Genomic DNA, 26,399 nt, shown 5'->3' on the forward strand with positions numbered 1-26,399 from the left:
GGGCCATATGGGGAAGCCCCGCCCCCGCCAGACGGCCCTCCTGCTCGGGAACATCGCCCATGTCCGAAAGCTCTTCCGGTCTGACCTATCGCGAGGCCGGCGTCGACATCGCCGCCGGAGCAGAACTCGTCGAACGCATCAAGCCGCACGCGCAGCGCACCCTGCGCCCCGAGGTCCTGGCGGGCCTCGGCGGCTTCGGCGCGCTGTTCGAACTGCCCGTGGATCGCTACCGCCGCCCGGTGCTGGTATCCGGCACCGACGGGGTCGGCACCAAGCTGCGCCTTGCCCAGCAGACCGACCGTCACGACTCGATCGGCATCGACCTGGTGGCGATGTGCGTGAACGACATCATCGTGCAGCGCGCCGAGCCGTTGTTCTTCCTCGACTATTACGCCACCGGCCACCTCGACATCGACATCGCCGGGGACGTGATCACCGGCATCGCCGAGGGCTGCGAACAGGCCGGCTGCGCACTGATCGGCGGCGAGACCGCCGAGATGCCCGGCATGTACCAGGGCGAGGACTACGACGTCGCCGGCTTCGCGGTCGGCATCGCGGAGAAGGATCAGCTGCTGGATGGCAGTCAGGTGGCCGCGGGCGACGTGATCCTGGGGCTGGCCTCCAGCGGCCCGCATTCCAACGGCTATTCGCTGATCCGGCGTGTACTGGAACACGCCCAGGCGGACCTCGACGCCCCGCTGCCGGGCGGCGACGGCGAGACCCTGGGCTCGGCCCTGATGGCGCCGACGCGCATCTATGCCCGGCCGCTGCTGGAAGTCATGGAAAACCATCCGGTGCACGCGGCGGCCCACATCACCGGCGGCGGCCTGACCGAGAACCTGCCGCGCGTGCTGCTCTCGGAGACCCTGCACGCGCGCATCGACACGAATGCCTGGCAGTGGCCGGCGGTGTTCCGCTGGCTGCAGCAGCAGGGCGGCATCGCCGACGAGGAGATGCTGCTGACCTTCAACTGCGGGATCGGCATGACGCTGATCCTGCCGGAGGCGAGCGTGGAAGCGGTGTCTTCGGAACTGGCCGCCGCCGACGTCCCGGCCTGGCCGATCGGCGTGGTTGCCGAGTGCGCGGAACACGAACCCGGCGTCGTCTATACCGCCCGATGAGCCAGCCCCGCCCTCAGCGACTGGTCGTGCTGATCTCCGGGCGCGGCAGCAACCTCCGGGCCCTGATCGAGGCCTGTGAACGCGGCGAGATCAACGCCCGCGTGGTCGGCGTGATCAGCAACCGCCCCGATGCCGGCGGACTCGAGTTCGCGCGGGACCACGGGATCCCGGAACGGGTCCTCGACCACCGCACCTACGCCGGGCGCGAGCCGTTCGATGCGGCGCTGGCCGAGGCCATCGAGGCGTTCGAGCCGGATCTGGTCCTGCTGGCCGGCTTCATGCGCATCCTGACCCCGGGATTCGTCGAGCAGTTCACCGGCCGTCTGCTGAACATCCATCCGTCGCTGCTGCCGAAATACCGCGGCCTGGACACCCATGCACGCGCGCTGGCCGATGGCGAGCGCGAACACGGCGCCAGCGTGCACTTCGTCACGCCGGAACTGGACGGTGGTCCGGTTATCATGCAGGCGCGGGTGCCGGTGCGGGCCGAAGACACCGAGTCCTCGCTGGCCGCGCGCGTTCAGCAGGCCGAACACCGGCTCTACCCCGCGGCGGCCGGGCTGGTGTGTTCAGGCCGGATTCAGTGGTCGGAACCCACGCTCCAGTATGACGGCGCCCCGCTGGAGGCGCCCCTGCAGCTCGATCACGAGGTGACCCCCGATGCCCCAGGTGAAGCGACCTGATCCTTCCCGCCGGTTTTCCGCGGCGCCGATCCTGACCGCCTGCGTATTCGCCCTGGCCATGCTGCTGGCCGCACCCGCGGCCACCCTGGCCTCCGACGACAGCTCCCGGATCCCGGCCTTCACGGCCAGCTTTGAAGCCAGGGCCATGGGCAGCACACTGAAGGCATCCATGAGCCTGAACCACGAGGACGTGCGCTCGCGCATGGCGATGGATGCGCATGTCACCGGTCTGCTGCGGGTGCTGGGGCGCTTCGAGCTGAGCCGCGAGTCGCTGCTGAACACCAACAGCAGCGGCCTGCATCTGGTCTCCTCGCGTTCCCACCAGGTAACCCCGCGCGACGAACGCGAGGTCGAGACCCGGCTGGACCATGAGGAACAGATGGCAATCGGCCACATCAACGGTGAACGTTTCGACGCGGAGGTACCGAAGGACACCCTTGATTTTCTCGGTTCACTGTACGCGATCATGCAGCAGCTGGAGGATGGCGAACTGGAGGCGACCGGCGATACCACCACCATCCGGACCCTGGAGCGCGACCGCCTGCGCGAATACGAATTCCGCCGCGACGGCGAGGAAACCGTGGACTCCGGTATCGGTTCGCTGGAGACCGTGCGGCTGGTGCGTCGCAGCGACGGCAGTGATGTCGAGCTCGCCGCCTGGTTCGCCCCCGCCCTCAGCCATCTCCCGGTGCGCTTCGACTACGAGGCCGGCGGGCGCGTGTTCGAACTCGAACTGACCGCGCTGGAATGGCACGAACCCATCATCGACCTGACCGAAGACCCCAATCCGTGAGCACATCCATGAGCGAAACCTTCGACCTGGCCATCATCGGCAGCGGCCCCGGCGGTTATCGCGCCGCCGTCCTCGGCGCCCTGCGCGGACTCTCCGTCGTCATCATCGAGAAGGACACCTGGGGCGGCTGCTGCCTCAACCGCGGCTGCGTGCCCAAGAAGGACTGGTACCACACCGCGCGCACCGTCGCCGCCCAGCGCCATTTCGAAGGCCGCGGCATCCGGGGCTCGCTGAGCGCGGAGATGGACCCGGCCTGGGACCACCAGAAGGAGGTCGTGACCACGGTGCGCGATTCCTACCTGGAGTACATGAAGCACCTGAAGATCCAGTACCGCGAGGGCACCGCCCGCTTTCGCGACGCCACCACCCTGGAGGTCACCAGCGCCGACGGCAGCGAGACCCTGGAAGCGAAGCACACCATCATCGCCACCGGCGCCACCGCCACCGTGCCCGCACCGTTCGAGGCCGTCCCCGGCCGGGTGCTGACCACCGACATGCTGTTCGACGAGCGCCCGCCGCAGGGCCGCCGGGTGGCGATCATCGGCTCCGGCGTGGTGGCCACCGAATTCGCCTTCATCTTCTCCATGCTTGGCAAGGAAGTGACCTGGCTGACCCGCTCGAAGCCCCTGAACGGCCAGAAGTTCAGCCCGCAGGCCCTGTCGACGCTGAAGGACAAGCTGGGCGAGAACGGCGTCGAGCCGATCCGGGTGAAGGGCTACGAGAGTGTGGAAACCACCGATGACGGCGTCGTCATCACCGATCAGGACGGCGGGCGCCACGAGGTCGACTGGGTCCTGCTGGGTACCGGCCGCACGCCGCATACCGCGGACCTGAACCTGGAAGGCGTCGGGGTGCAGACGGACGCGCGCGGTTTCGTGCAGCGGCGCGCCACCCTGCAGACCGATGTCGACCACATCTATGCCATCGGCGACGTCGCCAGCGAATGGCAGACCGCCAACCACGCGCTGGCCGATGCCACCATCGCGGTGGAGAACATCCAGACCGGCAACACCCGCGAGCAGGACGAGCGCTACGTCCCGATCGCCATCTATTCGGCGGTGGAGATGGCGCGTCTGGGCATGGACGAGGACGATGCCGAGGACGAAGAACTGGAACCCGCGGTCGGCTTCGCCGCGTTCGAGACCTCGCCACGCGCCCTTGGGCAGGACGAGCCCGAGGGCTTCGTCCGCCTGATCGGCGACATGGACACCGGCGGCCTGCTGGGCGGCGAGGTGATCGGCGGTGACGCCGGCGAGCTGATCCACGTCCTGTCGCTGGCCCCCGATCGCGAAACCGCGCTCAACTGGATCGCGAAGGGCCAGTGGAACCACCCGGCCCGCTCCGAGGAATTCCTAAACGCCACCGAGACCCTGGCCTCCAAGTGGGGCCTGAAGGCCGAGATCTTCGACCTGTGACCCGCCGGCCGGCGCCCGTCCCCGGCCGTCTGTCTCAATCCCCGCGCCGTGTCATCCGCACCGCATGTTCGTGCGGATAGCGTGCCGCATGGAAGCGGCCCTCCCAGGTGTCCGCATTCAGGCGTTCGAGCTCCAGGTGATAGCTCTCCTGCTGGTCCGGGGTCGGGTTCCACACCAGTTCCACGCGGTCCCCGTCTGCGGCAAGCTCCACCGCATCCAGATCACCGCTGGCGCCGTCCAGCCCGGGCCCGCGGGCATTGCCCATCAGGAAATCGCCCTGCGCGCGGGTCTCGCCACGGCCGTGGAACACGCTGAAATACGCCAGCGGCACGTCACCCTCGACCAGCGCCGCACGCCACGATCCCTGCAGCACACCGGCGGGCTGGCCGCCCTTGCCGTACTCGGCATCCCGTGCGTCCTTCCCGGCGTCCTTCCCGGCGTCCTTCCCGGCGTCGCCCGGAGTGGCATCCGGGGCGTCATCTTCGTCCAGCCACGGCGGCGGCGGACGCCGGTCCACCGCCCAGGCGGTGCGGACCTGCGCGTCCGGCCCGACACTCAGGCGCTGCCAGATCGCCTCCAGCTCGTGGTCCATCAGGTCGCCGTCGCGCAGCAGGACCTCCACGCCGCCCGGCTCCTCCAGCCCGACCTCCACCACCGCCTCGGCGAAAGGTTCGGCGAAGCCGACGCTCTCGCGGGCCTCCAGCTGTCCCGGCCGGGTATCCAGCAGGGACCCCAGCAGGGCCGCCGGGGCCGGGGTGCCCTCCGGCGTTGAGGGCAGCGATGGCGGGACGAAATCCCACAGTTCCTCGCCGTTGTCACGCCAGTCGGTGACCCGGTCGCCCAGCGGTTCGGGGTCGGTACAGGCCTGCTCGAGGCAGCGGGCCTGTTCGATGGCCGATGCATCCAGGCTCCGGCGCGAGGCCGCGACCACGTGACCCGGGAACCCCTGGATCGGACTCATCACCATGCGCCAGGAGACCCCTTCCCGGGCCCCGCCGGCGTCACCGTCGTTGGTGTTCTCGTACGGGGGTTCAAAGCGGTCGATCTGCACGAAATGGACGTCCTGCATCCGTCCGGGCGGACTGCCCTCCATCCACTCGAAGCCGGCCTGCATCCGGTAGCGCGCGGGTTCCGCTAGGCCCTCGTGGCCCTCCAGCAACAGGATGGGTACGGTCCACGGACCGGCCCGTTCGAACGGCCGGGCCGATTCGCGCTGCTCGGGCGGCAGACGCTCGCGCAGCAGCTCCGGGACCTCCTCGCTCGCGAAGCGCTGGTAGCCTTCCGCTTCCACGAAATCGGTGGCGGCCTCGCCCATGTCCTGCGGCGGTCCGGCCATCGCGCCCCCCACCATCAGGCCGAATATCGTGGCGACCCCGCCCGCATGCCGTCCGAACCTGCGCTGCCTCCCTGATGCATCCAGCATATACCTTCCTCCTCTCCGGTGATGTCTCTCCATCCTGCCGGAACCTCATCGCCGGCGCCCCCCATGATCGGAGAGGAACCGACCACCACGAGCGGGCTCTCGCAACCGGCCCCGGAATGCGCGAGACTTTCGTCACATCCAGCCAGTGCGTGCATCCCGGCATGACGACCCCTCCCCTCGATGACGGCAGTTCTGCGCAGGCCTCGACATCGGGCGAGGAGCGGTTCCGCACCCTGTTCGAGCTCTACCCCGATGCCACGCTGCTGATCGATCCGGAGAGCGGCCTGCCGGTGCAGTTCAACCGCCTGGCCCATGAGCAGCTGGGCTATACCGCCGAGGAGTTCGCCGGTCTGCGTATCGGCGATTACGAGGCACAGAAGACACCGGAAGAGATCGAAGCGCACATCCGGGCCATCCTCGAGCAGGGGCGGGACGACTTCGTGACCCGGCACCGCTGCAAGGACGGCACGATCATCGATGTCCGCGTCTCGGTGGTTCTCTTGCCGTTCGAGGAGCGGACCCTCTTTCTGGCCGTGTTCCGCGACATTACGGTCGAGGAAACGGCCAAAGTCGCGCTGGAACGCAGCCGCGAGCGCCTGCGTCTCGCCACCGAATCGGCCGGCCTGGGGATCTGGGACTACGACCTGGCCAGCGGCCATCTCGAATGGGACGACGGCATGTTCCGCCTCTACGGCGTCGACCCCGCCGAGTTCGGGAATGCCTTCGAGGACTGGGCCCGGGCCCTGACACCGGAATCGCGCGAATCGGCGGTGGCCGCCTTTGAAGCCGCCGTGGAATCCGATCAACTGTTCGACATCCCGATCACCATTCGCCGGGCCGATGACGGTTCCTTCCGCATCCTGCAAGGTCAGGCCCAGGTCATCCGGGACAGTGCCGGCCAGGCCACCCGGGTTGTCGGCGTCAATCGCGACATCACCGAGGAAGAGGCGAACCGCCAGCGGCTCGCCGCCGAGGAAGCGAAATTCCGCGGGCTGTTCGAGCTTTCCCCGGTCGGTATCGCCATGAACGACTTCGCCACCGGTGAATTCCTCGATTTCAATGCCGCCGTCAATGAGCCCGCCGGCTACACCCGGGAGGAGTTCCGGCAGTTGAGCTACTGGGAGGTCACTCCCGAAGAGTACATGGCCGACGAACAGGCCATGCTCGAATCGATGCAGCGCACCGGCCGCTACGGGCCGTTCCAGAAGGAGTACATCCGCAAGGACGGTTCACGCTATCCGGTCCTGCTCCACGGCTTCAGGACCACGGCACCGGACCGGCGCGAGGTGATCTGGTCGATCATCCAGGACATCTCCGATATCGAACGAACGCGCCAGGAACTGGAAGACGCACGCAACCAGTTTGCCTCGCTGGTGGAGAACATCCCCGGGATCACCTTCCGCTGCCTGTACGATGACGCCTGGACCATGCTCTTCATGAGCCGGGCAGCCGACCCGCTGACGGGCTATGACGCATCGGATCTGATCAATAACACCGTCGTCTCGTACGCACAGCTGATCCACCCCGATGATGCCGACCGGGTCGACCAGACCGTCGCGGAGGCCGTCGCCGACGACCGGCCGTGGGAGACCCTGTACCGGATCCGGCATCGCGACGGATCCATTCGCTGGGCCCAGGAACGGGGCATCGCCGTGCGTGACGAACAGGGCGGGGTCGCCTGGCTGGACGGTTTCATCCTCGACATCACCGAACAGAAGCAGGCCGAAGCCCGCGCCGCCGAGATCGAGTCGACAACACGCCGGCACCGGACGGCCGTGGACGCCATCGCCCATACCATCGCCGCGGAGGACAATGTCGGGGCAATCCTCAAGGCCACCTGCCGCCACCTGGGCGAGGCCCTGGGTGCCGACCGCACGCTGGTCTACGACATCGATTTTGAACGCGAGCTGGTCATCGGCGAGGAGGAATGGCTCAACCCGGACCGGCCTGCCATCACGCCGTCCGTCACAACCCACCCGCTAGCAACCTTCGCGGGCGGAGCCCGCGCGGTCCGTCGCGGACAGGCGTGGCTGACCAGTCATGCGGACGCGCCCCATCCGGCCCTGGTCGCCGACGGCTCGGCCACCCTCGTGCACGAGGAAATGGGTATCGAAACCCTGCTGTGGTATCCGTTCAGTTTCCATGAAAACGGCTACCAGCTTGTCGCCCTTAACTGGCTGGACCGTCAGCCGGAACCGGACGAGCAGCAACTCGGTTTTCTCGCCTCGGTTGCCGGCCTGGTCGAGCTGGCCAGGAACAAGATCCGCCTGCTGGAAGAACAGCAGCGCGCGCAGGAGCAGTACCAGATGCTGTTCCGCGAGCTGCAGGACGGCTTCGCCCTGCACGAGATCATCTGCGACGACGACGGGAACCCGGTGGATTACCGTTATCTCGCGGTCAACCCCGCATTCGAGCAACTCACCGGACTGAAAGCCGAAACGACGGTCGGCCGGCGTGTGCGCGAAATCCTTCCCGGGGTCGAATCACACTGGATCGAAAACTTCGGACGCGTCGCACTGACCGGAGAGAACTGCACCATCGAGGATTATGCCGCCGAGCTTGGACGGTACTTTTCCACCACGGCCTTCCAGCCGGAGCCCGGACGTTTCGCCTGTCTGATCCGCGACGTCACCGACCGTCGGCATGCGGAGCAGGCCCTGCGCGAAGCTAAGGAGCGATTCGGCGGCATCTTCCAGCAGACCAGCAGCGGGGTGGCGGTCTACCGCCCGGTCGACGACGGGGAGGACTTCGAGTTCGTCGACTACAATCCCGCGGCGGCACAGATGGACCGGACCACCCGCGACGCGGTCATCGGACATCGGCTCACAGAATGCTTCCCCGGTGTCCGCGAGATGGGGCTGTTGCAGGTCTTCCAGCGGGTGGCCCGGAGCGGGAAACCGGAACAACTGCCGATCTCCCAGTACAACGATGACCGCATCGCCGCCTGGCGCGAGAACCGGGTCTTCCGTCTCTCCTCCGGCGAGATCGTCGCGGTCTACGACGACCTCACCGAGATCAAGCAGGCCCAGCAGCAGTCCGAGCAGGCACGCGAGCAGGCGGAGCGGGCCAGCCGCGCCAAGAGCGAGTTCCTGGCCAACATGAGCCACGAGATCCGCACGCCGATGAACGCGGTCATCGGCCTGAGCCAGCTCCTGGAACAGACCGAGCTGGACGCGAAGCAGCGCGATCAGGTGCACAAGATCCAGCAATCCTCGCGGATGCTGCTCGGCCTCATCAACGACATCCTCGACTTCTCCAAGATCGAGGCCGGCCAGCTGGAGCTGGAAGCGCGTGACTTCAGACTCGGCGAGGTGGTCGAGCAGATGGCGACGCTGTTCGGCGAGAAGGCCCACGCCGGGGGACTGGAGCTGCTCTACGACATCCAGCCCGACCTGCCGCGCGCCCTGGTTGGCGACGACCTGCGCCTGTCCCAGGTGCTCGGCAATCTGCTCGCCAATGCGACCAAGTTCACCGAGCGCGGCGGGACGGTGGAGCTCGGGATCCGCGCGGCCGGGCCGGTGACGGATGGTCAGGCCACCCTGCGCTTTTTTGTACGCGACACCGGTATTGGCATGAGCGAGGAGCAGCTCGCCCGGCTGTTCCGCCCCTTCAGCCAGGCCGACACCTCCACCACCCGCAAGTATGGCGGCACCGGCCTGGGGCTGGTAATCAGCCGCCGCCTGGTCGAGGCCATGGGCGGCAAACTGGAGGTGGAGTCGGTCCCCGACGAGGGTAGCACCTTCGCCTTCACCCTGACCCTGCCGCTGGGCCAGGACCGACAGGCGATTGTCGAGTGCCCCGAGACCACGGGCCGCCGGGTGCTGATCGTTGACGATCAGGCAAGTGCACGAGAGATCATGCGCGAACTCCTGCACCACTGCCATTACCTCACCGAGGAGGCCGACAGTGGCGAGGCCGCCGTCGAGCAGGTGGTGGCGGCGGAACGACGCGGCGAAGCGTTCGACTTCATCCTGATGGACTGGATGATGCCGGGTGGCATGAATGGCAGCGAAACCTGCGAAGTCCTCGAGCACCTGCGCCAGCGCGGCGAACTGAAGCAGACGCGGCCCCCGATCCTGATGGTCAGCGCCTACGCCCGGGATGAAATCACCCTGCCTGAAGGACTGACCACCGACTACCTGGCCAAGCCGATCACCACCTCCTCGCTCTATGATGCCCTGGTGCGGGCAGATGGTAGCGGGACCCCCGATCGTGCTCCGCCGGCAGCCCGGGTGCCGGAGCTGGGCGGCCATCGAGTGCTGCTGGTGGAAGATAACGAAATCAACCAGGAAGTGGCCAGAGAGCTTCTTGAAAAAACCGGCGCCCGCGTAACCACGGCCGACAACGGCGCCGAGGCGGTCGAGGCCGTGCGCGCGGAAAAGCCCGATCTGGTGCTGATGGATCTGCAGATGCCCGTAATGGACGGTTTCGATGCAACCCGGAGCCTGCGGGCCGATGGCTACACGGGCCCCGTTCTGGCCCTCTCGGCGGCGGTCATGGAAGAAGACCGCCAACGCGCGCGGGATGCCGGGGTCAACGGACACCTCGGCAAACCCGTCGACAGCACCGAACTCTACGCCGCACTCGCGACCCACCTCGACGCATCCACAACGGAGCCCACGCCCGGCGCAGAAGAGGAAGACTCTTCCTCCCCTGCTCTTCCCGCCACGCTGCCGGGCTTCGACCCGGCAAGGGGCCTGCGGCATTTCGGCGGCGATGCAGCCCTTTACTCCCGGCAGCTGCACAACTTCCGGGACCGACTGGTCTCTGATTACGAGCCGCTGATCGACCACCTGCGCGCCTCGCGGGACGACGACGCGCACCGGCTCGCGCACAACCTGAAGGGGGTCGCCGGTACCCTCGCCGCCACGACCCTGCAGTCCCTGGCCGAGCAGATCGACCGCCTGATCAAGGACGGCGACCCGGTGTCCACCGGGCTCATACATCATCTGGAAACCGCATTCCGGGAAGCCGCGCAATCGCTTGCAGACCTTCCCGACATTGCACAAGACAATGCGGCTGGTTCGATGCACGCGGTCGCCACCCTGCGCCAGCAACTGGAAGCCAGCGAACTGATCGAAGAGGAAACCCTGCGCGAGGCCCTGGCATGGCTGCGGGGTCGCGGTCTGGACTGCGAGAGACTGGAAGCGCAGGTACAACGCATGGCATTCGATGAGGCCCTGCAAACCCTGGACGAGCTGACACCCGGGCAGGGGCCTGATCAGGGGAACATTACATGAACCACGATGAACCGAAGCCGACCCTGCTGCTGGTCGACGACGAACCGACCAACATACAGGCGCTGGGACACCTTCTGAAGGACGATTACCGCATTCGGGTTGCGAACAACGGCGAGAAGGCCCTGGCGCTGGCCGCAGAGGGTGCCCCGGAACGCCCCGACCTGATCCTGCTGGACATCCAGATGCCCGGCATCGACGGCTACGAGGTCTGTCGCCGCCTGAAGGAAGACCCGCACACCAGCAACATCGCCGTCATCTTCGTCTCGGCACTCGACGACGCGCGCGACGAAGAGCACGGACTGAACCTGGGCGCCGTGGACTACATCGCCCGGCCGTTCAGCCCGGCGATCGTCCGCGCCCGAGTCAACACGCACGTGAAGCTCAAGCGCAGGACCGACCTGCTGGAACAGTACGCAATGCTCGACGGCCTCACCGGCGTTCCCAATCGTCGCTATTTCGACGAGCAGCTGGACCGGGAGACCCGCCGCAGCCAGCGCGAGGGAGAACCCCTGTCACTGATCATGCTCGACATCGACCACTTCAAGGGCTTCAACGACCATTACGGGCACGGGGCCGGGGATCGCTGCCTGCAGAAGGTCGCTGAAACACTGGCGCGGACGCTGAACCGGCCCGGGGACAGCCTGTGCCGTTATGGCGGCGAGGAATTCGTGGCCCTGCTCCCCGGGACGCCGACATCCGGCGCGCTGGAGGTCGCCGAGAAACTGAGAAAAGCGGTTGAGGAGCTGGCCCTGCCGCATGAACATTCCAGCGCGGCCCCCGTGGTGACCGTGAGCCTGGGGGCCGCGACCCTCGACCCCGTCGGAGAACCCGGAGCCGACGCGCAGTCGGTGCTCGCAAGGGCCGACGCGGCCCTGTACCGGGCGAAGAACGCCGGCCGCAACCGCTGCTGCGGGGGCTGATTATTCCCCGGCGACGGTCATCGACTCGATCAGGATCGAGCCGGTGCGGATGTTCCCGCGGTAGTCGACGTCGGAACCGGTGGCGACGATGGCGCGGAACATGTCCCTGAGGTTGCCGGCGATGGTGATCTCCTCCACCGGATGGACGATCTCGCCGTTCTCCACCCAGAACCCGGCCGCACCGCGCGAGTAGTCGCCGGTCACCGGATTCACGCCCTGACCGATCAGCTCGGTCACCAGCAGCCCGGTGCCCATCTCGCGCAGCATGCCCGGGGCGTCCAGCGTCCCCGGGCGCACCGTCACGTTGCGCGCGCCGCCGGCGTTGCCGGTGGTCTCGCGGCCGAGGCGCCGGGCGGCGTAGCTGTCGAGGGTGTAGCTGCGCAGCACGCCGCGGTCCACCAGCGGCCGGTTGCGGGTCTGCACGCCCTCGCCGTCGAACGGCGCGCTGCCCAGCCCGCGCGGGGTCAGCGGGCGCTCCTCGATGCGCATCCATTCGGGGAAGATGCGTTCGTCCAGGGCATTCAGCAGGAACGAGCTCTCGCGGAACTGGGCCGGGCCGGAGATCGCGCGGGTGAAACTGCCGATCAGGGTGCGCGCCATCTCCGGGGCGAACAGCACCGGGCAGCTGCGGGTGGAAAGCTTTTCCCCGCCCAGCCGGCGCACGGTGCGCTCCGCCGCCTCGCGCCCGATGTCCTCGGGGATGCCCAGATCGGCGGCGCGACGGCTGACGCTGTAGGCGTAATCACGCTGCATGCCGTCATCGCCGCGCGCCACCAGGGCGCAGGACAGTGAATGGCGGGTGCTGCGATAGCCGCCCATGAAGCCCTGGGTGTCACCGAGGAACGCCATCGCGCGGCGGGTATTCACCGAGGCGCCTTCGGAGTTCTCGATGCGCGATTCGGCGTCGAAACCGGCCTGTTCGGTGCGCTGCGCCAGCTCGGTGGCCTGCGCGATGGACAGCTCCCAGGGGTGATCCAGGTCCAGATCCTCCCAGTCCACCGCCTTGAAGGCGATCGACGGCATGCCGGCATACGGATCCGGCTCGGTGTAGCGCGCGATGCGGCAGGCCGCCTCGACGGTGTCGAGCAGGGCCTGCTCGCTGAAATCGGTGGTCGATGCCGCGCCCTTGGACTGGCCGAAGTGCGCGATCAGCGACAGGTTCTGGTCGCGTTCGTGCTCCAGGGTTTCGATCTCGCCCTTGCGCACCCCCAGGTCCAGGCCCACGCTGTGGCTGACGACCACCTGCGCATCACTGGCACCGCGCTTCTTCGCCTCTTCCAGCGCCTGCTGCACGCGGGCGCGCAGGGATTCGGGGCTGTGCGAGAGCGCCTGGGCGGCGGCTTCCGGGGTCTCGACTGCGGGACGTTGGCTCATGCGGATTCGGCTCGGTTGTTCGATGGGGAGAAAAAACCAAGGGGCCCGCACCCGCCGCGCCGGTGGCGGGCACGGACCCCGTGCGGAAGACGGACTAGACGCGTGCGCCGTGCTTGTGGACCGCGCCCGCGTTGCCCCAGCGTTCGAGGTCGTCCACGTGCACGCCGACCCAGTACAGCATGCCGACGCTGTCGCGGGTCCAGCCGCCAATCAGCTCCTGACCCTCGCCCAGCTGCACGTGCCGGGCAAACTCCTCGGCCTTGTCACGGGCCCGGAACACGTGCCACTGCACCACCTTGTCATGGCCGTGGCCTTCCGGGAGGGAGCGTTCCTGTTCCAGAAAATCGGTATTCATGCGGCTCTCCTTTGGTTGCTCGCCAGATCCGGTCCGGTGACGCCCCGGTGCGGACGAGTCATGCCGCCCGGGTGCCCCCCACGGTCATGCCGTCGATGCGCAGCGTGGGCTGGCCCACGCCCACCGGCACCCCCTGCCCCTCCTTGCCGCAGGTACCCACGCCGGGGTCGAGCTGCATGTCGTTGCCGACCATCGACACGCGGGTCAGGACATCCGGACCGTTGCCGATCAGGGTCGCACCCTTCACCGGCCGCGTCACCTTTCCGTTCTCTATGAGATAGGCCTCCGAGGCCGAAAACACAAACTTGCCGGAGGTGATGTCGACCTGACCGCCGCCAAAATTGACCGCATACAGGCCGTCTTCCACCGACCCGATGATCTCTTCGGGATCGGCATTGCCCCCCAGCATGTAGGTGTTGGTCATGCGCGGCATGGGCAGATGGGCATAGGACTCGCGGCGACCGTTGCCGGTGGTCTGCGTGCCGCTCAGGCGGGCATTGAGCTCGTCCTGCATGTAGCCGCGCAGGATGCCGTCCTCGATCAGCACGGTCTCCTCGGTGGGGTTGCCCTCGTCATCGACATTGAGCGAACCGCGGCGCTCGGCCAGCGTGCCATCATCCACGATGGTGATGCCTTCGGCCGCCACCCGTTCGCCGATGCGTCCGGCGAAGGCGGAGGTCCCCTTGCGGTTGAAGTCGCCTTCCAGGCCGTGGCCGATCGCTTCGTGCAGCAGCACACCGGGCCAGCCCGGCCCCAGCACCACCTTCATGCTGCCGGCCGGAGCGTCCACCGCCTCGAGGTTCACCAGCGCCTGGCGCACCGCCTCGCGGGCATGCGCCGCGGCCTGTCCGTGTTCGCGGAAATGGCGATAGCCGAAGCGGCCGCCGCCACCGGAACTGCCCGATTCGCGGCGACCGCCCTGCTCGACGATCACCTGCACGTTCAGGCGCACCAGCGGGCGCACGTCGGTGGTCAGCTCGCCACGGGCGTTGAGCACCATCACCACCTCGCGCGAACCGGCCAGCGAGCACATCACCTGGGTCACGCGCGGATCCGCGGCGCGGGCCTCGGCGTCGACTTCCTTGAGCAGGTCGATCTTTTCCTGTTCACCCAGCGAGTCGATGGGGTTGTCGGGCACGTACAGCTCGCGCGCAGGGGTGCGCCCCTGCACCGCGACGCTGCCGCTCTGGCCCGCGCGGGCGATGCTGCATGCGGTGCCCGCGGCCTCCAGCAGTGCGGGCATCGCGAGGTCGTCGGAGTAGGCGAAGCCGGTCTGCTCGCCACGCACCACGCGGATGCCGGCGCCGCGCTCGATGTTGAAGCTCGCCGACTTGACGATCCCGTCCTCCAGCGACCAGCCCTCCTGGCAGGCGAACTGGAAATAACAGTCACCGCCATCCACCCCTTCGCGGCCGAAGGTGGTGCCGAGCAGACGGGAAAGCTCGGATTCGCCGAGCCCGGCGGGATCCAGCAGGGTTTGTCGGGCCAGATTGTCGATCATGCGTCCCCCGATTCGGGTATTTACTGAAGTATGACGTTTGGGGGCGGGCCGGTGCTTTCAAGCCCGTCGCCGATGCGGGCTTACTCCGGGATCGAGCAGCCCAGCCGCCGGTGCGACACGGTCGGAAACACCGAACGCATGCGTTCCACCTCGCGGCCGTCGATCTCGCCCAGCAGCACCCCGGGGTTGCGCCCCATCTCGCCCAGCACCCGGCCCCAGGGATCGATCACCGCGCTGTGTCCCCAGGTCTCGCGACCGTTCACGTGGAAACCGCCCTGTGCGGCGGCCACCACGTACAGCTGGTTCTCCACCGCGCGCGCCCGCAGCAGGACCTCCCAGTGGGCCTGCCCGGTCTGCGCGGTGAACGCCGACGGCAGGGCGACCCATTCGGCCCCCTGATCCAGCAGCGCACGGAACAGTTCGGGGAAGCGCAGGTCGTAGCAGATCGCCAGCCCCAGGCGCCCGGCGGGGGTATCCACCGTCACCACCTCTTCGCCGGGCTGATACACCCGCGATTCGGTGTAGGCCTCGTTGTTGTCCGGCAGGTTCACGTCGAACAGGTGGATCTTGTCGTAGCGCGCCGCCACCGCGCCGTGCTCGTCGTACACCAGGCAGGCCGAACGCACGCGTTCGCCGTCCGGGGCCTGCAGCGGGATGGTGCCACCGACGACCCACACCCCCAGGCTGCGGGCCTGTTCGGCGAGGAACTTCTGCAGCGGCCCCTGGCCGTCGGGCGCCTCGGCAATATCGAGGACATCGGTCTCCCGCATGCCCATGAAGGCGAAATTCTCCGGCAGGACCAGCACCCGGGCACCCTGTTCCGCCGCCTCGGCCATGCGCCGGCGGGCGTCGGCCAGGTTGGCCTGTGGCTGGGTTCCGGATGCCATCTGGATGGCCGCTACCGGTGTCATGCGCGCTCCTTTTCGGGATGCCTGTTCATCGTGTTCTTCATTCCTGTTCTTCGTCCGCCGGTTCCACCCGGGTCTCCACCCGTGGCGTGGCCCACGGGCCGGTCACGTGGTATTCGACCCGGGCGGCCTCTTCCATGTGATCGCCGATGCCCAGCACCCGTTCGACCAGCAGCACCGCGGCCCCGGTCACCGGACCGCCGAGCAGGGCACCCGCGATCGGCAGGGCACTGCGCAGCCGCGGGACCACAACGACCTGCTGATCATACTCGCGCGCCACCAGGTCGGTGCGCCCACCGACACGCACCTCGGCAGAGGCCCCCTCCAGCGTCAGGCCTTCCACGTTCAGCACGCCGTCACCCAGCTGCGCGCGCCCATCCAGCTCACCGAAGGCAAACCCCTCGGTGAACAGGTCACGGAAGTCCAGCCGCAGCCGCTGCGGCAGCAGGTCCAGGCTGACCAGCCCCAGCAGACGCCCGGCCCCGGGCTCGACATCGCTCAGCCCGCCATCGTTCAGGGCCAGTTCCATCTCGCCCTGCAGGCGTCGCAGCGACGGGCGATACAGCGCTCCGGCCCAGTCCAGCTGCAGGGCCCCGCTGCCCTCGCCCCCGCGCAGGGCGCGGGTCAGCCCGGCCGACTCCAGACCGCCGCCCCAGTCCTCGCCTTCGAGTTCGAGCCGCAGGCGACTGTTCCCGCGCCCGTCGGCATCCACACGCCAGCCACCGTCGCCCCGCGCGCGGACCCCGGGCTCGGGGGTCTCGACCAGCAGCTCACCCAGCTCCAGGCCGTCCGGATCCGGAGACAGATCGCCCCGGATGCCGGCGAAACGGTAATCCCCCAGCCGCAGGCTGTCGAGCGTGAGGCGCACCGAGGGCCAGTTGCGCGGGTCGTCGACCCCCTCGACCGGGGGCGGGGCCTCGTCGTCCGCCGGTTCGTCACCGGTCTCCGGCCACGGGAGCTCCAGCCGCTGGAGATCGAGATTCAGGTGATCGCGCCGGTCGGTCATGCCATAGCGCCAGCCGGCGCGTCCTTCGACCCAGTCGGAGCGGCTGTCCAGCCACCAGCCGCCGGAATCCCGGACCGCCTCCAGCCGGGTCCCCGTCACGCTCAGGTCGTCCCAGCGCAGCGCCTCGTCGACCCGCAGGTCCAGACGGTTCAGGGGCAAGCCGGTGGTCACTTCCTCCGGGGCATCCGCATCGGGCGCGGCGACCTGTACGTTGCCAGCCCACGGGGCGTCCTGCAGGGCCTCGCCCCAGGCGCGGGCGTCCAGTTCGGCAAAATGTCCGGCCACCTGCGCCCCCTGCGCCGGCAGTTCCGGGGGCTGCGCGGCGGCCCGACCGAGTCCCAGCGCCAGTGCCTGCAGCACCGGGGATTCATCGTCATCATCGGCCTCCGGCTGCAGGCGCAGGTCCGCCCGCAGCACATCGCCGAGGATCAGCTCGCCGGTCGCGGGCTCGCGATTCCCCAGCGGCAGCGAGAGTTCCAGGTTGCGCGATTCATCGGCCGCCTTGCCCACCGGCGCCGGCCAGTCGATGGTGACCCCGTCCAGGTCCGAGCGCAGATCCAGGCGCATGCCGTCCCGCTCGCCGCCCAGACGCAGTTCGGCATCCCAGTGGGCGCGTCCGCGGGCATGGGCGGCCAGTTCCGGGAGATCCTCCAGCCAGGGTCCCAGCGGCTGGGGACCGCGCAGCGCGAGGCGCGCGGCCGAGCCATCCAGCGGCCAGTCCAGGTCCAGCAACACCGGTTCGCCGTGGACACCGGCCTCCAGCGCCTCGGCCTGTACCCGATCGATGCTGTCGAAGGCGATCTCGCCGGCCACGCCCGACAGCGCCACCGGCCATTGCGGCACGTCCAGGGCCACGTCCTGCGGGCGCAACCGGCCCGCCACCCGCAGATCATCCATGCGTTCGCTCGACAGCGGCAGCAACAGCTGGAGGTCCAGACCGACGGGCCCGGACGCGCTGGACGCATCCCGCAGATCCGCCACCTCGTCGCCCAGCCCCGCCTGCCGCAGATACGTCAGCAGGTCCGCCGCATCGCCTTCGGTCGCGGCGTCCAGCTCCAGGTCCGGCTCGCCGGTCATGTCAGTGACCTCCACGTCGCCACGCGTGATGCGGGTATCGAGGATGCGACCGCGTGCGCCCTCGGTGCGGAAGGCCTGGTTGCGGAACAGCAGCCGCCCTTCCAGGTCTTCGGCGAGCGGCCATCCTTCCTGGTAGTCGAGCACGCCGTCCTCGATGTCGGCCCACAGGTCGAACACGCCCTGGTGATCGGTGAACGGGAAGGCCTGCGGACGGCCACGATAGGCCATAGCCCCTCCGGTCCCGCGGCCGTCGACGATGCCGTGTGCCAGCCAGTCATGGGTGGTGGCCGGAAGATAGCGCTCGGGCAGATAACGTGCGGCATACGCGCCGTCGGCGTGGTGGATGTCCATCGCCATCGCCAGCAGCGGACCCTGATCGTGGCCGTCAAGGCGCAGATCGCCGCGCAGGGTCGCGCCCCCCTGATCGGCCTGCAGCTCCAGCCCCTCGGCGTTGACCGACCAGTCCCCCGGGGCGTGCCTGCGCGCCAGGAGCCTGCCGCGCAAAGCGTCCAGCCAGAGGATCTCGTCGCCCAGCACTCGCGGGAACTCGACCCGCACCTGCTGCGCGTCCAGACGCGCGCCGGCCTCGCCGGCGTCCCCGTCCCACCAGGCCAGCAGGTCCATCCCGCGAATCCCCGGCCAGTCCCCGTCGCTCTGCAGGCTGACCGAACGCAGGTCGCCCTCCGCCTCGCGGATCCGCAGATCCTCGCCCTCGCGCCCCGCCACCAGCACGCCCTCCGCGAGCCGCCCGCGCGGCCGCAGGCGGACCAGCTGCGGGGCGAGCTCGGGGGCCACACGCTCCAGCAGGGGCTTGAGCGGGGCATACGCGCCGGCGTCCATCTCGCGCGCGACCAGCTCGACATCATTCACCCGCGGGCCTTCGGCGTCCGCCTCGAGACGGTAGCGCATGCGCAGGTCACCCGATCCGGGATGCGTCCCGACCCACGAGGACTCGTGCCAGTCATCCGCAACCCGCCAGCGGAAGCGATGCCCGATCTCGCGATCGCGGGCCCCTTCATCGCCATGCAGCCGGGCGGCATGGGAACCGCTCAGCTTACGGATCCGTCCGTCCGCAAGCTCGCCGTGGACCTGCGCGTCGGCCTCGCCGTCCACCACCGGCAGCCCCAGATAGGCCAGCCAGGGCGCCCAGTGCGCCAGTTCCAGATCATGCCCGTCGAGGAAGAACCGCGCATCGCGCACCGCCGAGGCCGGGATCCTGACACCGAGATGGAAGCCGCCGGCGGTCTCCGGATCCAGCGCACCGGCGAGCCGCAGCAGGCCGTCGCCGTCCGCGCCGATGCGAAAATGCACGTGTTCCAGGGCAATCGCCGAAGTGACTCCGGCCACGCGATCCTCCCAGGCCAGGGAGAGTTGCTCGGCGTCCAGCTCGGGCCAGTTTTCCATCGCGTGTTCCAGGACTGCCCCCTCCCCGGTCCCCAGGCTGCGTCCATGGAAGACCACCCGGCCGTCCGCTTCGCGCACCAGGCGCGCCTGCATGCCGGCCACGTGCAGACGCAGGCGGGGCGCGCGGTCGCGCAGCGAGGCCACCGGGTCGAGCGTGGCGCCGACCTCCTCGACCCGCAGCGGATCGGCCCCGGCCGCGGCCATGCGCACCTCGCGCACGACCAGCTCCGGAGCCCAGCCGCGCCAGCCCAGATCCACCGTCTCGGCCTGCATCTCCATGCCCGCGGCAGCGGAGACACCCGCCTCCAGGCGTTCGTGCAGGCCGTCCCAGTGCGGCAGCAGCAGGCGCAGCGCGAGCAGCGTGATGATCAGCAGCAGGATCGCGGACAGCAGCAGGGGGAGGACGACCCGGAGGATCCTGCGGGCCACCCTCCGCATCCCGCGCCCGCCGCGTCCGGCTCGCTCCGCTGCATTCACGCTGGGAAACCTCCGGTCAGACAAACACCACGTCGAACTGCTCCTGGGTATAGAGGGTTTCGACCTGGAAACGGATAGGGATGCCAACGAAGCTCTGCAGCTCCGCCAGGCTAGCCGACTCCTCGTCCAGCAGCAGGTCGATCACGCTCTGCGAGGCCAGCACCCGCAGTTCGCGGGCATCGTACTGGCGTACTTCCCGGAGGATCTCGCGAAACAGTTCATAACACACGGTTTCGGCCGTCTTGAGATAGCCCCGGCCGCCACAGGTGGGACAGGGCTCACACAACTGATGCTCGAGGCTGTCGCGGGTACGCTTGCGGGTCATTTCCACCAGACCGAGCGGCGACACGTCGCAGATCTGGGTCTTCACGTGGTCGCGCTCCAGCGCCTTCTCCAGTGCGCGGATCACCTGGCGCTTGTGCTCGTCGTCCTGCATGTCGATGAAATCGATGATGATGATCCCGCCGAGATTGCGCAGGCGCAGCTGGCGACCAATGGCCTGGGCCGCCTCGAGGTTGGTCTTGAAGATGGTCTCCTCGAGCTTGCGGTGGCCGACGAACCCGCCGGTGTTGATGTCCACCGTGGTCATCGCCTCGGTCTGGTCGAAGATCAGGTAGCCGCCGGATTTGAGCTCGACCTTGCGCTCCAGCGCGCGCTGGATCTCCTCGTCGATGTTGAAAAGGTCGAAGATCGGCCGCTCGCCCGGGTAGTGCTCGATACGCTCGCTCAGCTCCGGCAGGTAGCGCCGGGAGAAATCCGCGATCTTCTGGTAGGTCTCGCGCGAGTCGATGCGGACGCGTTCCAGATCCACCCCGACCATGTCGCGCAGGATGCGCTGCACCAGCGGGAGGTCGGCGTACACCTCGGTCCCGGCCGGGGCGGTGCTGGCCGCCTCCTGGAGGCTGTCCCAGATCTTCTTCAGGAAAGCGGTGTCGATGCGCAACGCCTCGGAATCGGCCAGCTCCGCCGCGGTGCGCACGATGAAGCCGTGCTGCGGGGCCAGCTCGTCACGCAGGGCCTCGACCTGTTCGCGCAGGCGGGCGCGCACCGCATCGTCCTCGATGCGCGTACTGACCCCCACGTTGTTCTGGTTGGGCATCAGCACCAGGTGGCGTGCCGGCACCGTGATGTAGGTGGTCAGGCGCGCGCCCTTGGATCCCATGGGGTCCTTGGTCACCTGCACCAGCAGCTCCTGACCCTCGTGCAGCAGGTCGCGGATCCCCTCGTTGCCGCGGCCCTCGCCCTCGCCGGCGTTGCGCGGGATCACGTCCGAGGCATGCAGGAAGGCGGTGCGGTCACGCCCGATCTCGACGAACGCCGCGTCCATGCCCGGCAGCACGCGCACCACGCGGCCCTTGTAGATGTTGCCGACGATCCCCCGCTGCCGGGCGCGCTCGATGTGCAGCTCGGTCAGCACGCCGTTCTCGACCAGGGCCACCCGGCTCTCCTGGGGCGTGACGTTCATCAGCAGTTCGGTTCCGGTCATGCGGGATCTTTGGTCGGGGTAAAAAAACAGGGAACGCGACCCCGCCTCAGGCGGGGTCGCGCGCGGGCGGCGCATCGCCCGGAGTATCACTGGCCTGCGGCCGGGATTTCTCGTCCGGTGGTGGCCCGGACGGCAGGTTGCGGGGCCAGGACTTGATCACCGCGTGTACCAGAGTCGCCAGCGGGATGGCGAAGAACACGCCCCACAGGCCCCAGATACCGCCAAAGATGAACACCGAGGCGATGATCGCCACCGGATGCAGGTTGACCACCTCGGAGAACAGCAGCGGCACCAGCACGTTGCCGTCGAGGAACTGGATCACGCCGTAGGCCACCAGCACCCAGGCGAACTCGGAGCTGAAACCGAACTGGAAGTACGCCACCGCGGCCACCGGGATGGTCACCACCGCGGCACCGATATAGGGGATGATCACGGAGATCCCGACCATGAACGACAGCAGCACCGCGTATTCCAGCTCGAACCAGTGGAAGGTGGCGAAGCTGACCGCCCAGACGATCAGGATCTCGATGAACTTGCCGCGCACGTAGCTGGCGATCTTCAGGTTCACCTCGCCCCAGACCTCGCTGGCCAGGTGCGTGTCGCGGGGCATGAAGCCGCGGATCCAGCCCAGGATCTGGTCGCGGTCCTTGAGCATGAAGAACACCATCAGCGGGACCACGATCAGGTAGATCACCACGTCCACCAGATGCCGCGCGGAGGCCAGCGAGAAGGTGACCACCTGCTGCCCCATCTGGGTGGCCTCGGCGCGGATCGCGCCCATCAGCTCGAACACCTGCTCGTCCGTGATCAGCTGTGGATAGCGCTCCGGCAGCTGCAGCAGCAGCGCCTGACCCTCGGAGATCATGCCCGGCAGTTCTCGCACCAGCTGGGTCACCTGCTGCGACATCAACGGCACCACGCTGAACAGCGCGGCCACGGTCGCCAGCAACGCGCCCAGAAGCACCAGAACCACCGCGATGATGCGCGGCACATGCAGACGCTGGAGCTTGGATACCGCTCCCTCCAGCAGGTAGGCAATGATCACGCTCGCCAGCAGAGGCGCGAGGATGCGGCCGGCAAACATGATGATCAGCAGCCCGACCAGCAGCAGCATGGCCAGGATCACGACCTGTGGATCCGTGAAATGCCGCCGGTACCACTGGCGGAGCATGTCGATCATGACGTCGGGCCTTCCCTTTCGTTACCGCCGCGGTGCGGGTCCTCGGCCTGCACCTTCGCCTGATAGTGAGACCAGAAAACCGTCTCCAGTTCGTCGATCACCTCGGCAGCCTCGCGCCCCTGCATCACGTGCTGGGCCATCAAGGACGAGGCCTCGTTGAGCAGCTTGCCGCGATCCAGCATGTAGTAGGTGGCGGTCAGGCGGCGCATCGCCTTGATCACCGACTCGTTTTCGGGCCGCGGGATCGGTTCGGGCTCCGGGACACCGGCGGGTTCGGGTTCGCCGGCGTCGCCGTCCCCCGGATCCGCCCCGTCACCCTGCGATTCGAGGAATCGCGCGAATTTCAGCAGGCTCTGGCGGTCGGACTCGGACAGCCGCGCGGCCACTTCGGCGATCGCCTCGGTGGTCGCGTCACGCCGCCGCCCGCCCTGGCCGGCGGCCAGAACCTGCTCGAGTCCCCCGGGCAGGCCGCCCTCCGTGGAGCCCTTCGGCGGGATCATCCATCACCCTCGATCTGCAGGCTGAATACCGGCATCTTGCGCCGCTCCTGCATCAGCGACAGCTGCTTGACCAGCGCCACGATCAGCCTGTCGGTCACCTGCTGCATCCCGTTCCATTCCATGCGTGCCTCGCCCAGCAATTCGCCCATGTTCGGCGGCGGATTGTGGTCGGCTTCCATCAGTATGTCTTCCAGCATCCCCGGCTTGGCCTCCGGCCGGAAAAGCATGCCATAGGTCAGCTCGTCCGGGCGCACTACCAGCCACTGGCCGTCGTCGTCCACCATGACCGGCTCCAGCCCATCGGGCAGCTCCACCGAGCCATGGTGCAGCTGCAGCACGCGCTGGCCGTCCATCTCCTCGGCCACCGGATCACCCTCGCCGGCGGCGGTCTTGTGGGCGGTGGTGAAGCGCGCCACGTAGGGCGGCTCCTCGCGGGCCGTGCCCCCGGCCTGTTCGGCCACCAGCAGCCCGCCCATGCCGAGCCCGACCACCGGGCGCTGCGAGCGGCGGAAGATGTCGATCAGGGACAGTTCGTCCGGGACCTGCGGGTTGTTCTCGCGGTCCGCCGTGGGCCAGGCGCCACCCAGCAGCCACAGGCCGTCGAACTGGGCCGCCGAGCCGGGCAGATCCTGCCCGACGAAGGGGCGGTAATAGGAGAAACCGATGTCGCGTTTTTCGAGCTGGGCCTCGATCAGGGCCAGGAACTCGGAATAGGTGTGCTGTACTACGCAGTAGTTCTTCATCGCACTTTATCCTTGTTTGGGCATGTCGGGACCGGGCCGGCAGTAGTCCTGCAGGAACTGTTTGAGCACCTCCAGCGTCGGCACCCGGAATTTCTGCCGCGCGTGGACCAGCGAGATCGGCCTTTCCAGCGCGGGGTCGAGCGGGATCGCCACCAGTTCGCCCAGCGCCAGTTCCTTGGCCACCACGGCCTCGGACAGCACCGAGACCCCCATTCCGGCGGCCACGGCCCCCTTGATGGCCTCGGGGCTTCCCAGTTCCATGCAGCCGCGCAGGGCGTTGCGGTCGTACCCGGCCTGCCCAAGGTACTCCATGATGACCTCGCGGGTCCCGGAACCCTCCTCACGGCATATGAATGGGGCATGGATGAAGTCCTCGACCCCGACCTGCACGCGTCCGGCCAGCGGATGGTCCGGCGGCACCACCAGCCGCAGGCGGTCGCCAAAACAAGCCTGCACCTCCAGGTTGCGCTGGCCCACCGAGGCCTCGACGATTCCCAGGTCCACGCTGCCCTCCTCGACCATGCCCACCACGGTCACCGTATTGCCCACCCGCAGGCGGATGCCGATCTCCGGGTGCGCGCGACGAAACGCGCCCAGCAGGGAAGGCAGCATGTATTCCGCCACCGTGGTGCTGGCGCCGATCACCAGCGCCCCGGCCGCCCCTTTCAGCTCGCGCAGGGCGGCTTCCATCTCGCCGTAGGTATCGAAGATGCGCTCGGCATAGCGGCGCACCAGTTCGCCTGCCTCGGTCAGCGCCACCCGGTTGTGGTTGCGGTCGAACAACCGCGCTTCCAGCTGTTCCTCCAGCTGCCGGATCTGGAAGGTGACCGCCGGCTGGGTCATGTGCAGGGTCTCCGCGGCCCGGGTAAAGGACAGCTGCCGTGCCACGGTCAGAAATACCTGCAAACGTCGATCGGCCATCGACTCCGTTCCTCCGCGCTCCCTCGGGAGCGTCATGTTAGGGAAACGCGGATCAGCGTACACCAGGTCGCACGGCCGGCCGTGGCTCTGCCGGCCAGATGGGCTATGCTCGGACCCGCACGGGTACGCGCGCACCGCCATCACCCGCCCGGGAGTTCCATGGACATTCATCGGCTGCTCGAATCCCGCTGGCGCCCCGAACCCTGGCAGGAGATCGCCGGGTTCCGGCGCGTGGCGGCGCTGCTGCTGATCCTGATCCAGATGGGCGCGGTGATCGCTCTGGTCCTGCGCACCGGCGGCACCGCAACGGCCTATCTCAATTTTATCCTGATCCCGATCCTGGCCGGGGCCGCGATCTTCGGAGCGCGCGGAGGCGCGGCGCTGGGCCTGCTGGCCGGTCTGGCGCTGGGGCCGTTCATGCCCATGGACACCACCACCGGGCAGATGCAGCCCCTGCTCAGCTGGACCACCCGCACGGGGCTGTACGTATTCCTGGGAGGCGCTACCGGCTGGATGTTCGGCCAGCTGCACAGCCACGCCCGCCAGCTGGTGAACCAGGCCCTCACCAGCCCGGTCACCGGACTGCCCAACCGCCAGGCACTGGAAAACGACCTCCGCGACCATTTCGCGCTCGCACCGGCCGGCGCGGGGTCGCCGCCCGCCACCCGCCTGGCCAGCCTGCGCATGGATAACTACGAGGACACCATCAGCGCGCTGGGCCTCGGGGCCGAAGAACCCCTGCTGCGGGCGATCGCCGAGCGGCTGCAGGTCTCGGCCCGGACGGGCGACGGGCGCCTCTACCACATTCACGACGACCACTTCGTGCTGGTGCTGACGGACAGCGGCGAGCGGCCCTGCCAGACCATCACCCAGCAGGCAGTGGAACGCCTGCAGGCACCGTTCGAGCTGCACGGCATCCCGGTCTATCTGGGCGCCCACGCCGGCGTGGCCACCTTCCCCGACAGCGAGGACGACGATCCCGCGCGCCTGCTGACGCGAGCATGGATGGCAATGCACGAGGCACGCACCAGCGGGCACGCCTGCCGTCAGTGGAACCCGCGCCAGGATGAACGCTCGCGGCGCACCGTGGCCCGCCTGGGCGCCCTGCAGGAGGCCCTGGGACGCGATCAGCTGCACCTGTGGTACCAGCCCAAGACCAATCCCGGCAACGGCCGGCTGCTGGGGGTGGAGGGCCTTCTGCGGTGGGAGCACCCGCGATACGGGCTCATCCCGCCCGACGAGTTCATTCCCCAGGCCGAACGGACCGGACTGATCCATCCGCTGACGCGCGAGCTGCTGGAATGCGCGGCGGCCGACACCCGGCGACTTCGCGAAGCCGGCATCGCCATCCCGGTCAGCGTGAACGTGTCGGCACGCAATTTCATCGATCCCGGGTTTGCGGGACACGTCCTCGCGATCATCCAGCGCGCGGGCCTGCGACCCGGCGACCTGGAGCTGGAGTTTACCGAGACCGCGGTGATGACCGATCCGGAAGAGGTCATCACCGCGCTGGATCGCCTCCAGGCCGCGGGCGTCGGCCTCGCGGTCGATGATTTCGGCACCGGACAGGCCTCACTGGCCTACCTGCGCCGTCTGCCGGTGCATGCACTGAAGATCGATCAGGCCTTCGTGCGCGAGATGGCACAGCAACGGGTGGACGGCCGGATCACCCGCGCGGCGATCGGCCTGGGACACGACCTCGGGCTGCAGGTGGTGGCCGAGGGCGTGGAGGACGACAGGACCCTGAGCGAGCTGCGCCAACTGGGTTGCGATGCCGTGCAGGGCTACGGCATCGCCCGCCCCATGCCGCTGGACGAGCTGATCCACTGGGCCCGCACGCGCCGCACGGCGCAGCCCGCCACCTGAACCGGC

The 26,399-nt window shown here is 68.4% G+C and carries 18 protein-coding genes; 7 read left to right on the plus strand and 11 right to left on the minus strand.

Features of this window, described 5'->3' with window-relative positions:
* Positions 1 to 59: 59 nt before the first annotated feature.
* Genes purM through D571_RS0102270 form a run of 4 tightly spaced genes read left to right on the plus strand, consistent with a single transcriptional unit; the run spans position 60 to position 4,012 of the window.
* A complete protein-coding gene (gene purM, locus D571_RS0102255; protein ID WP_018935054.1) occupies positions 60 to 1,121 on the plus strand; it encodes a phosphoribosylformylglycinamidine cyclo-ligase in 1,062 nt (353 codons plus the stop codon).
* On the plus strand, positions 1,118 to 1,804 hold the full coding sequence (gene purN, locus D571_RS0102260) for a phosphoribosylglycinamide formyltransferase (RefSeq protein WP_018935055.1): 687 nt from the start codon (positions 1,118 to 1,120) through the stop codon (positions 1,802 to 1,804). Before purM ends, purN begins: the two co-directional genes overlap by 4 nt.
* Positions 1,782 to 2,597 (plus strand): DUF3108 domain-containing protein, encoded by an 816-nt coding sequence (locus D571_RS0102265; RefSeq protein ID WP_018935056.1) that lies wholly within the window; start codon positions 1,782 to 1,784, stop codon positions 2,595 to 2,597. The genes purN and D571_RS0102265 overlap by 23 nt, the downstream gene beginning before the upstream one ends.
* An 8-nt stretch (positions 2,598 to 2,605) precedes the next feature.
* On the plus strand, positions 2,606 to 4,012 hold the full coding sequence (locus D571_RS0102270) for an NAD(P)/FAD-dependent oxidoreductase (protein WP_018935057.1): 1,407 nt from the start codon (positions 2,606 to 2,608) through the stop codon (positions 4,010 to 4,012).
* A 34-nt stretch (positions 4,013 to 4,046) separates the two neighbouring features.
* Here D571_RS0102270 and D571_RS0102275 read toward each other — a convergent pair whose 3' ends face one another.
* Positions 4,047 to 5,363 (minus strand): hypothetical protein, encoded by a 1,317-nt coding sequence (locus D571_RS0102275; protein ID WP_018935058.1) that lies wholly within the window; start codon positions 5,361 to 5,363, stop codon positions 4,047 to 4,049.
* Positions 5,364 to 5,596: 233 nt separating this feature from the next.
* Between D571_RS0102275 and D571_RS0102280 the strand changes: the two genes are divergently transcribed.
* Positions 5,597 to 10,675, plus strand: a complete 5,079-nt coding sequence (locus tag D571_RS0102280; RefSeq protein WP_198003763.1) for a PAS domain S-box protein — start codon at positions 5,597 to 5,599, stop codon at positions 10,673 to 10,675.
* On the plus strand, positions 10,672 to 11,595 hold the full coding sequence (locus D571_RS0102285) for a diguanylate cyclase (RefSeq protein ID WP_018935060.1): 924 nt from the start codon (positions 10,672 to 10,674) through the stop codon (positions 11,593 to 11,595). Before D571_RS0102280 ends, D571_RS0102285 begins: the two co-directional genes overlap by 4 nt.
* Here the strand turns inward: D571_RS0102285 and pmbA are convergent, their stop codons facing one another.
* From pmbA to D571_RS0102335, 10 genes are all read right to left on the minus strand, one after another.
* A complete protein-coding gene (gene pmbA, locus D571_RS0102290; protein WP_018935061.1) occupies positions 11,596 to 12,969 on the minus strand; it encodes a metalloprotease PmbA in 1,374 nt (457 codons plus the stop codon).
* 94 nt (positions 12,970 to 13,063) lie between these two features.
* Positions 13,064 to 13,324: a hypothetical protein gene (locus D571_RS0102295; protein ID WP_018935062.1), complete on the minus strand. Its 261-nt coding sequence runs from the start codon at positions 13,322 to 13,324 to the stop codon at positions 13,064 to 13,066.
* 58 nt (positions 13,325 to 13,382) lie between these two features.
* Positions 13,383 to 14,825, minus strand: a complete 1,443-nt coding sequence (gene tldD / locus D571_RS0102300; protein ID WP_018935063.1) for a metalloprotease TldD — start codon at positions 14,823 to 14,825, stop codon at positions 13,383 to 13,385.
* 80 nt (positions 14,826 to 14,905) lie between these two features.
* Positions 14,906 to 15,736 (minus strand): carbon-nitrogen hydrolase family protein, encoded by an 831-nt coding sequence (locus D571_RS0102305; RefSeq protein WP_018935064.1) that lies wholly within the window; start codon positions 15,734 to 15,736, stop codon positions 14,906 to 14,908.
* Between the two features lie 37 nt (positions 15,737 to 15,773).
* Positions 15,774 to 19,658 (minus strand): YhdP family protein, encoded by a 3,885-nt coding sequence (locus tag D571_RS0102310; protein ID WP_038046637.1) that lies wholly within the window; start codon positions 19,656 to 19,658, stop codon positions 15,774 to 15,776.
* 55 nt (positions 19,659 to 19,713) lie between these two features.
* Positions 19,714 to 21,183 (minus strand): ribonuclease G, encoded by a 1,470-nt coding sequence (gene rng / locus D571_RS0102315; RefSeq protein WP_026287519.1) that lies wholly within the window; start codon positions 21,181 to 21,183, stop codon positions 19,714 to 19,716.
* Between the two features lie 46 nt (positions 21,184 to 21,229).
* Entirely contained in the window at positions 21,230 to 22,363 is a 1,134-nt protein-coding gene (locus tag D571_RS0102320; protein WP_018935067.1) for an AI-2E family transporter, read from the minus strand.
* Positions 22,360 to 22,863, minus strand: coding sequence for a hypothetical protein (locus D571_RS0102325; RefSeq protein ID WP_018935068.1), 504 nt, complete (start codon positions 22,861 to 22,863; stop codon positions 22,360 to 22,362). Before D571_RS0102325 ends, D571_RS0102320 begins: the two co-directional genes overlap by 4 nt.
* The gene (locus tag D571_RS0102330; RefSeq protein ID WP_018935069.1) at positions 22,860 to 23,606 is read right to left on the minus strand and encodes a type 1 glutamine amidotransferase; all 747 of its coding nucleotides are present in this window, start codon (positions 23,604 to 23,606) and stop codon (positions 22,860 to 22,862) included. Before D571_RS0102330 ends, D571_RS0102325 begins: the two co-directional genes overlap by 4 nt.
* A gap of 6 nt (positions 23,607 to 23,612) precedes the next feature.
* Entirely contained in the window at positions 23,613 to 24,527 is a 915-nt protein-coding gene (locus D571_RS0102335; protein WP_018935070.1) for a LysR family transcriptional regulator, read from the minus strand.
* 159 nt (positions 24,528 to 24,686) lie between these two features.
* On the opposite strand from D571_RS0102335, the gene D571_RS0102340 reads away from it, so the two are divergent.
* A complete protein-coding gene (locus D571_RS0102340; protein ID WP_018935071.1) occupies positions 24,687 to 26,393 on the plus strand; it encodes a bifunctional diguanylate cyclase/phosphodiesterase in 1,707 nt (568 codons plus the stop codon).
* Positions 26,394 to 26,399: the final 6 nt, after the last annotated feature.

The organism is Thioalkalivibrio sp. ALJ24, from assembly GCF_000377785.1.
GTDB lineage: Bacteria > Pseudomonadota > Gammaproteobacteria > Ectothiorhodospirales > Ectothiorhodospiraceae > Thioalkalivibrio.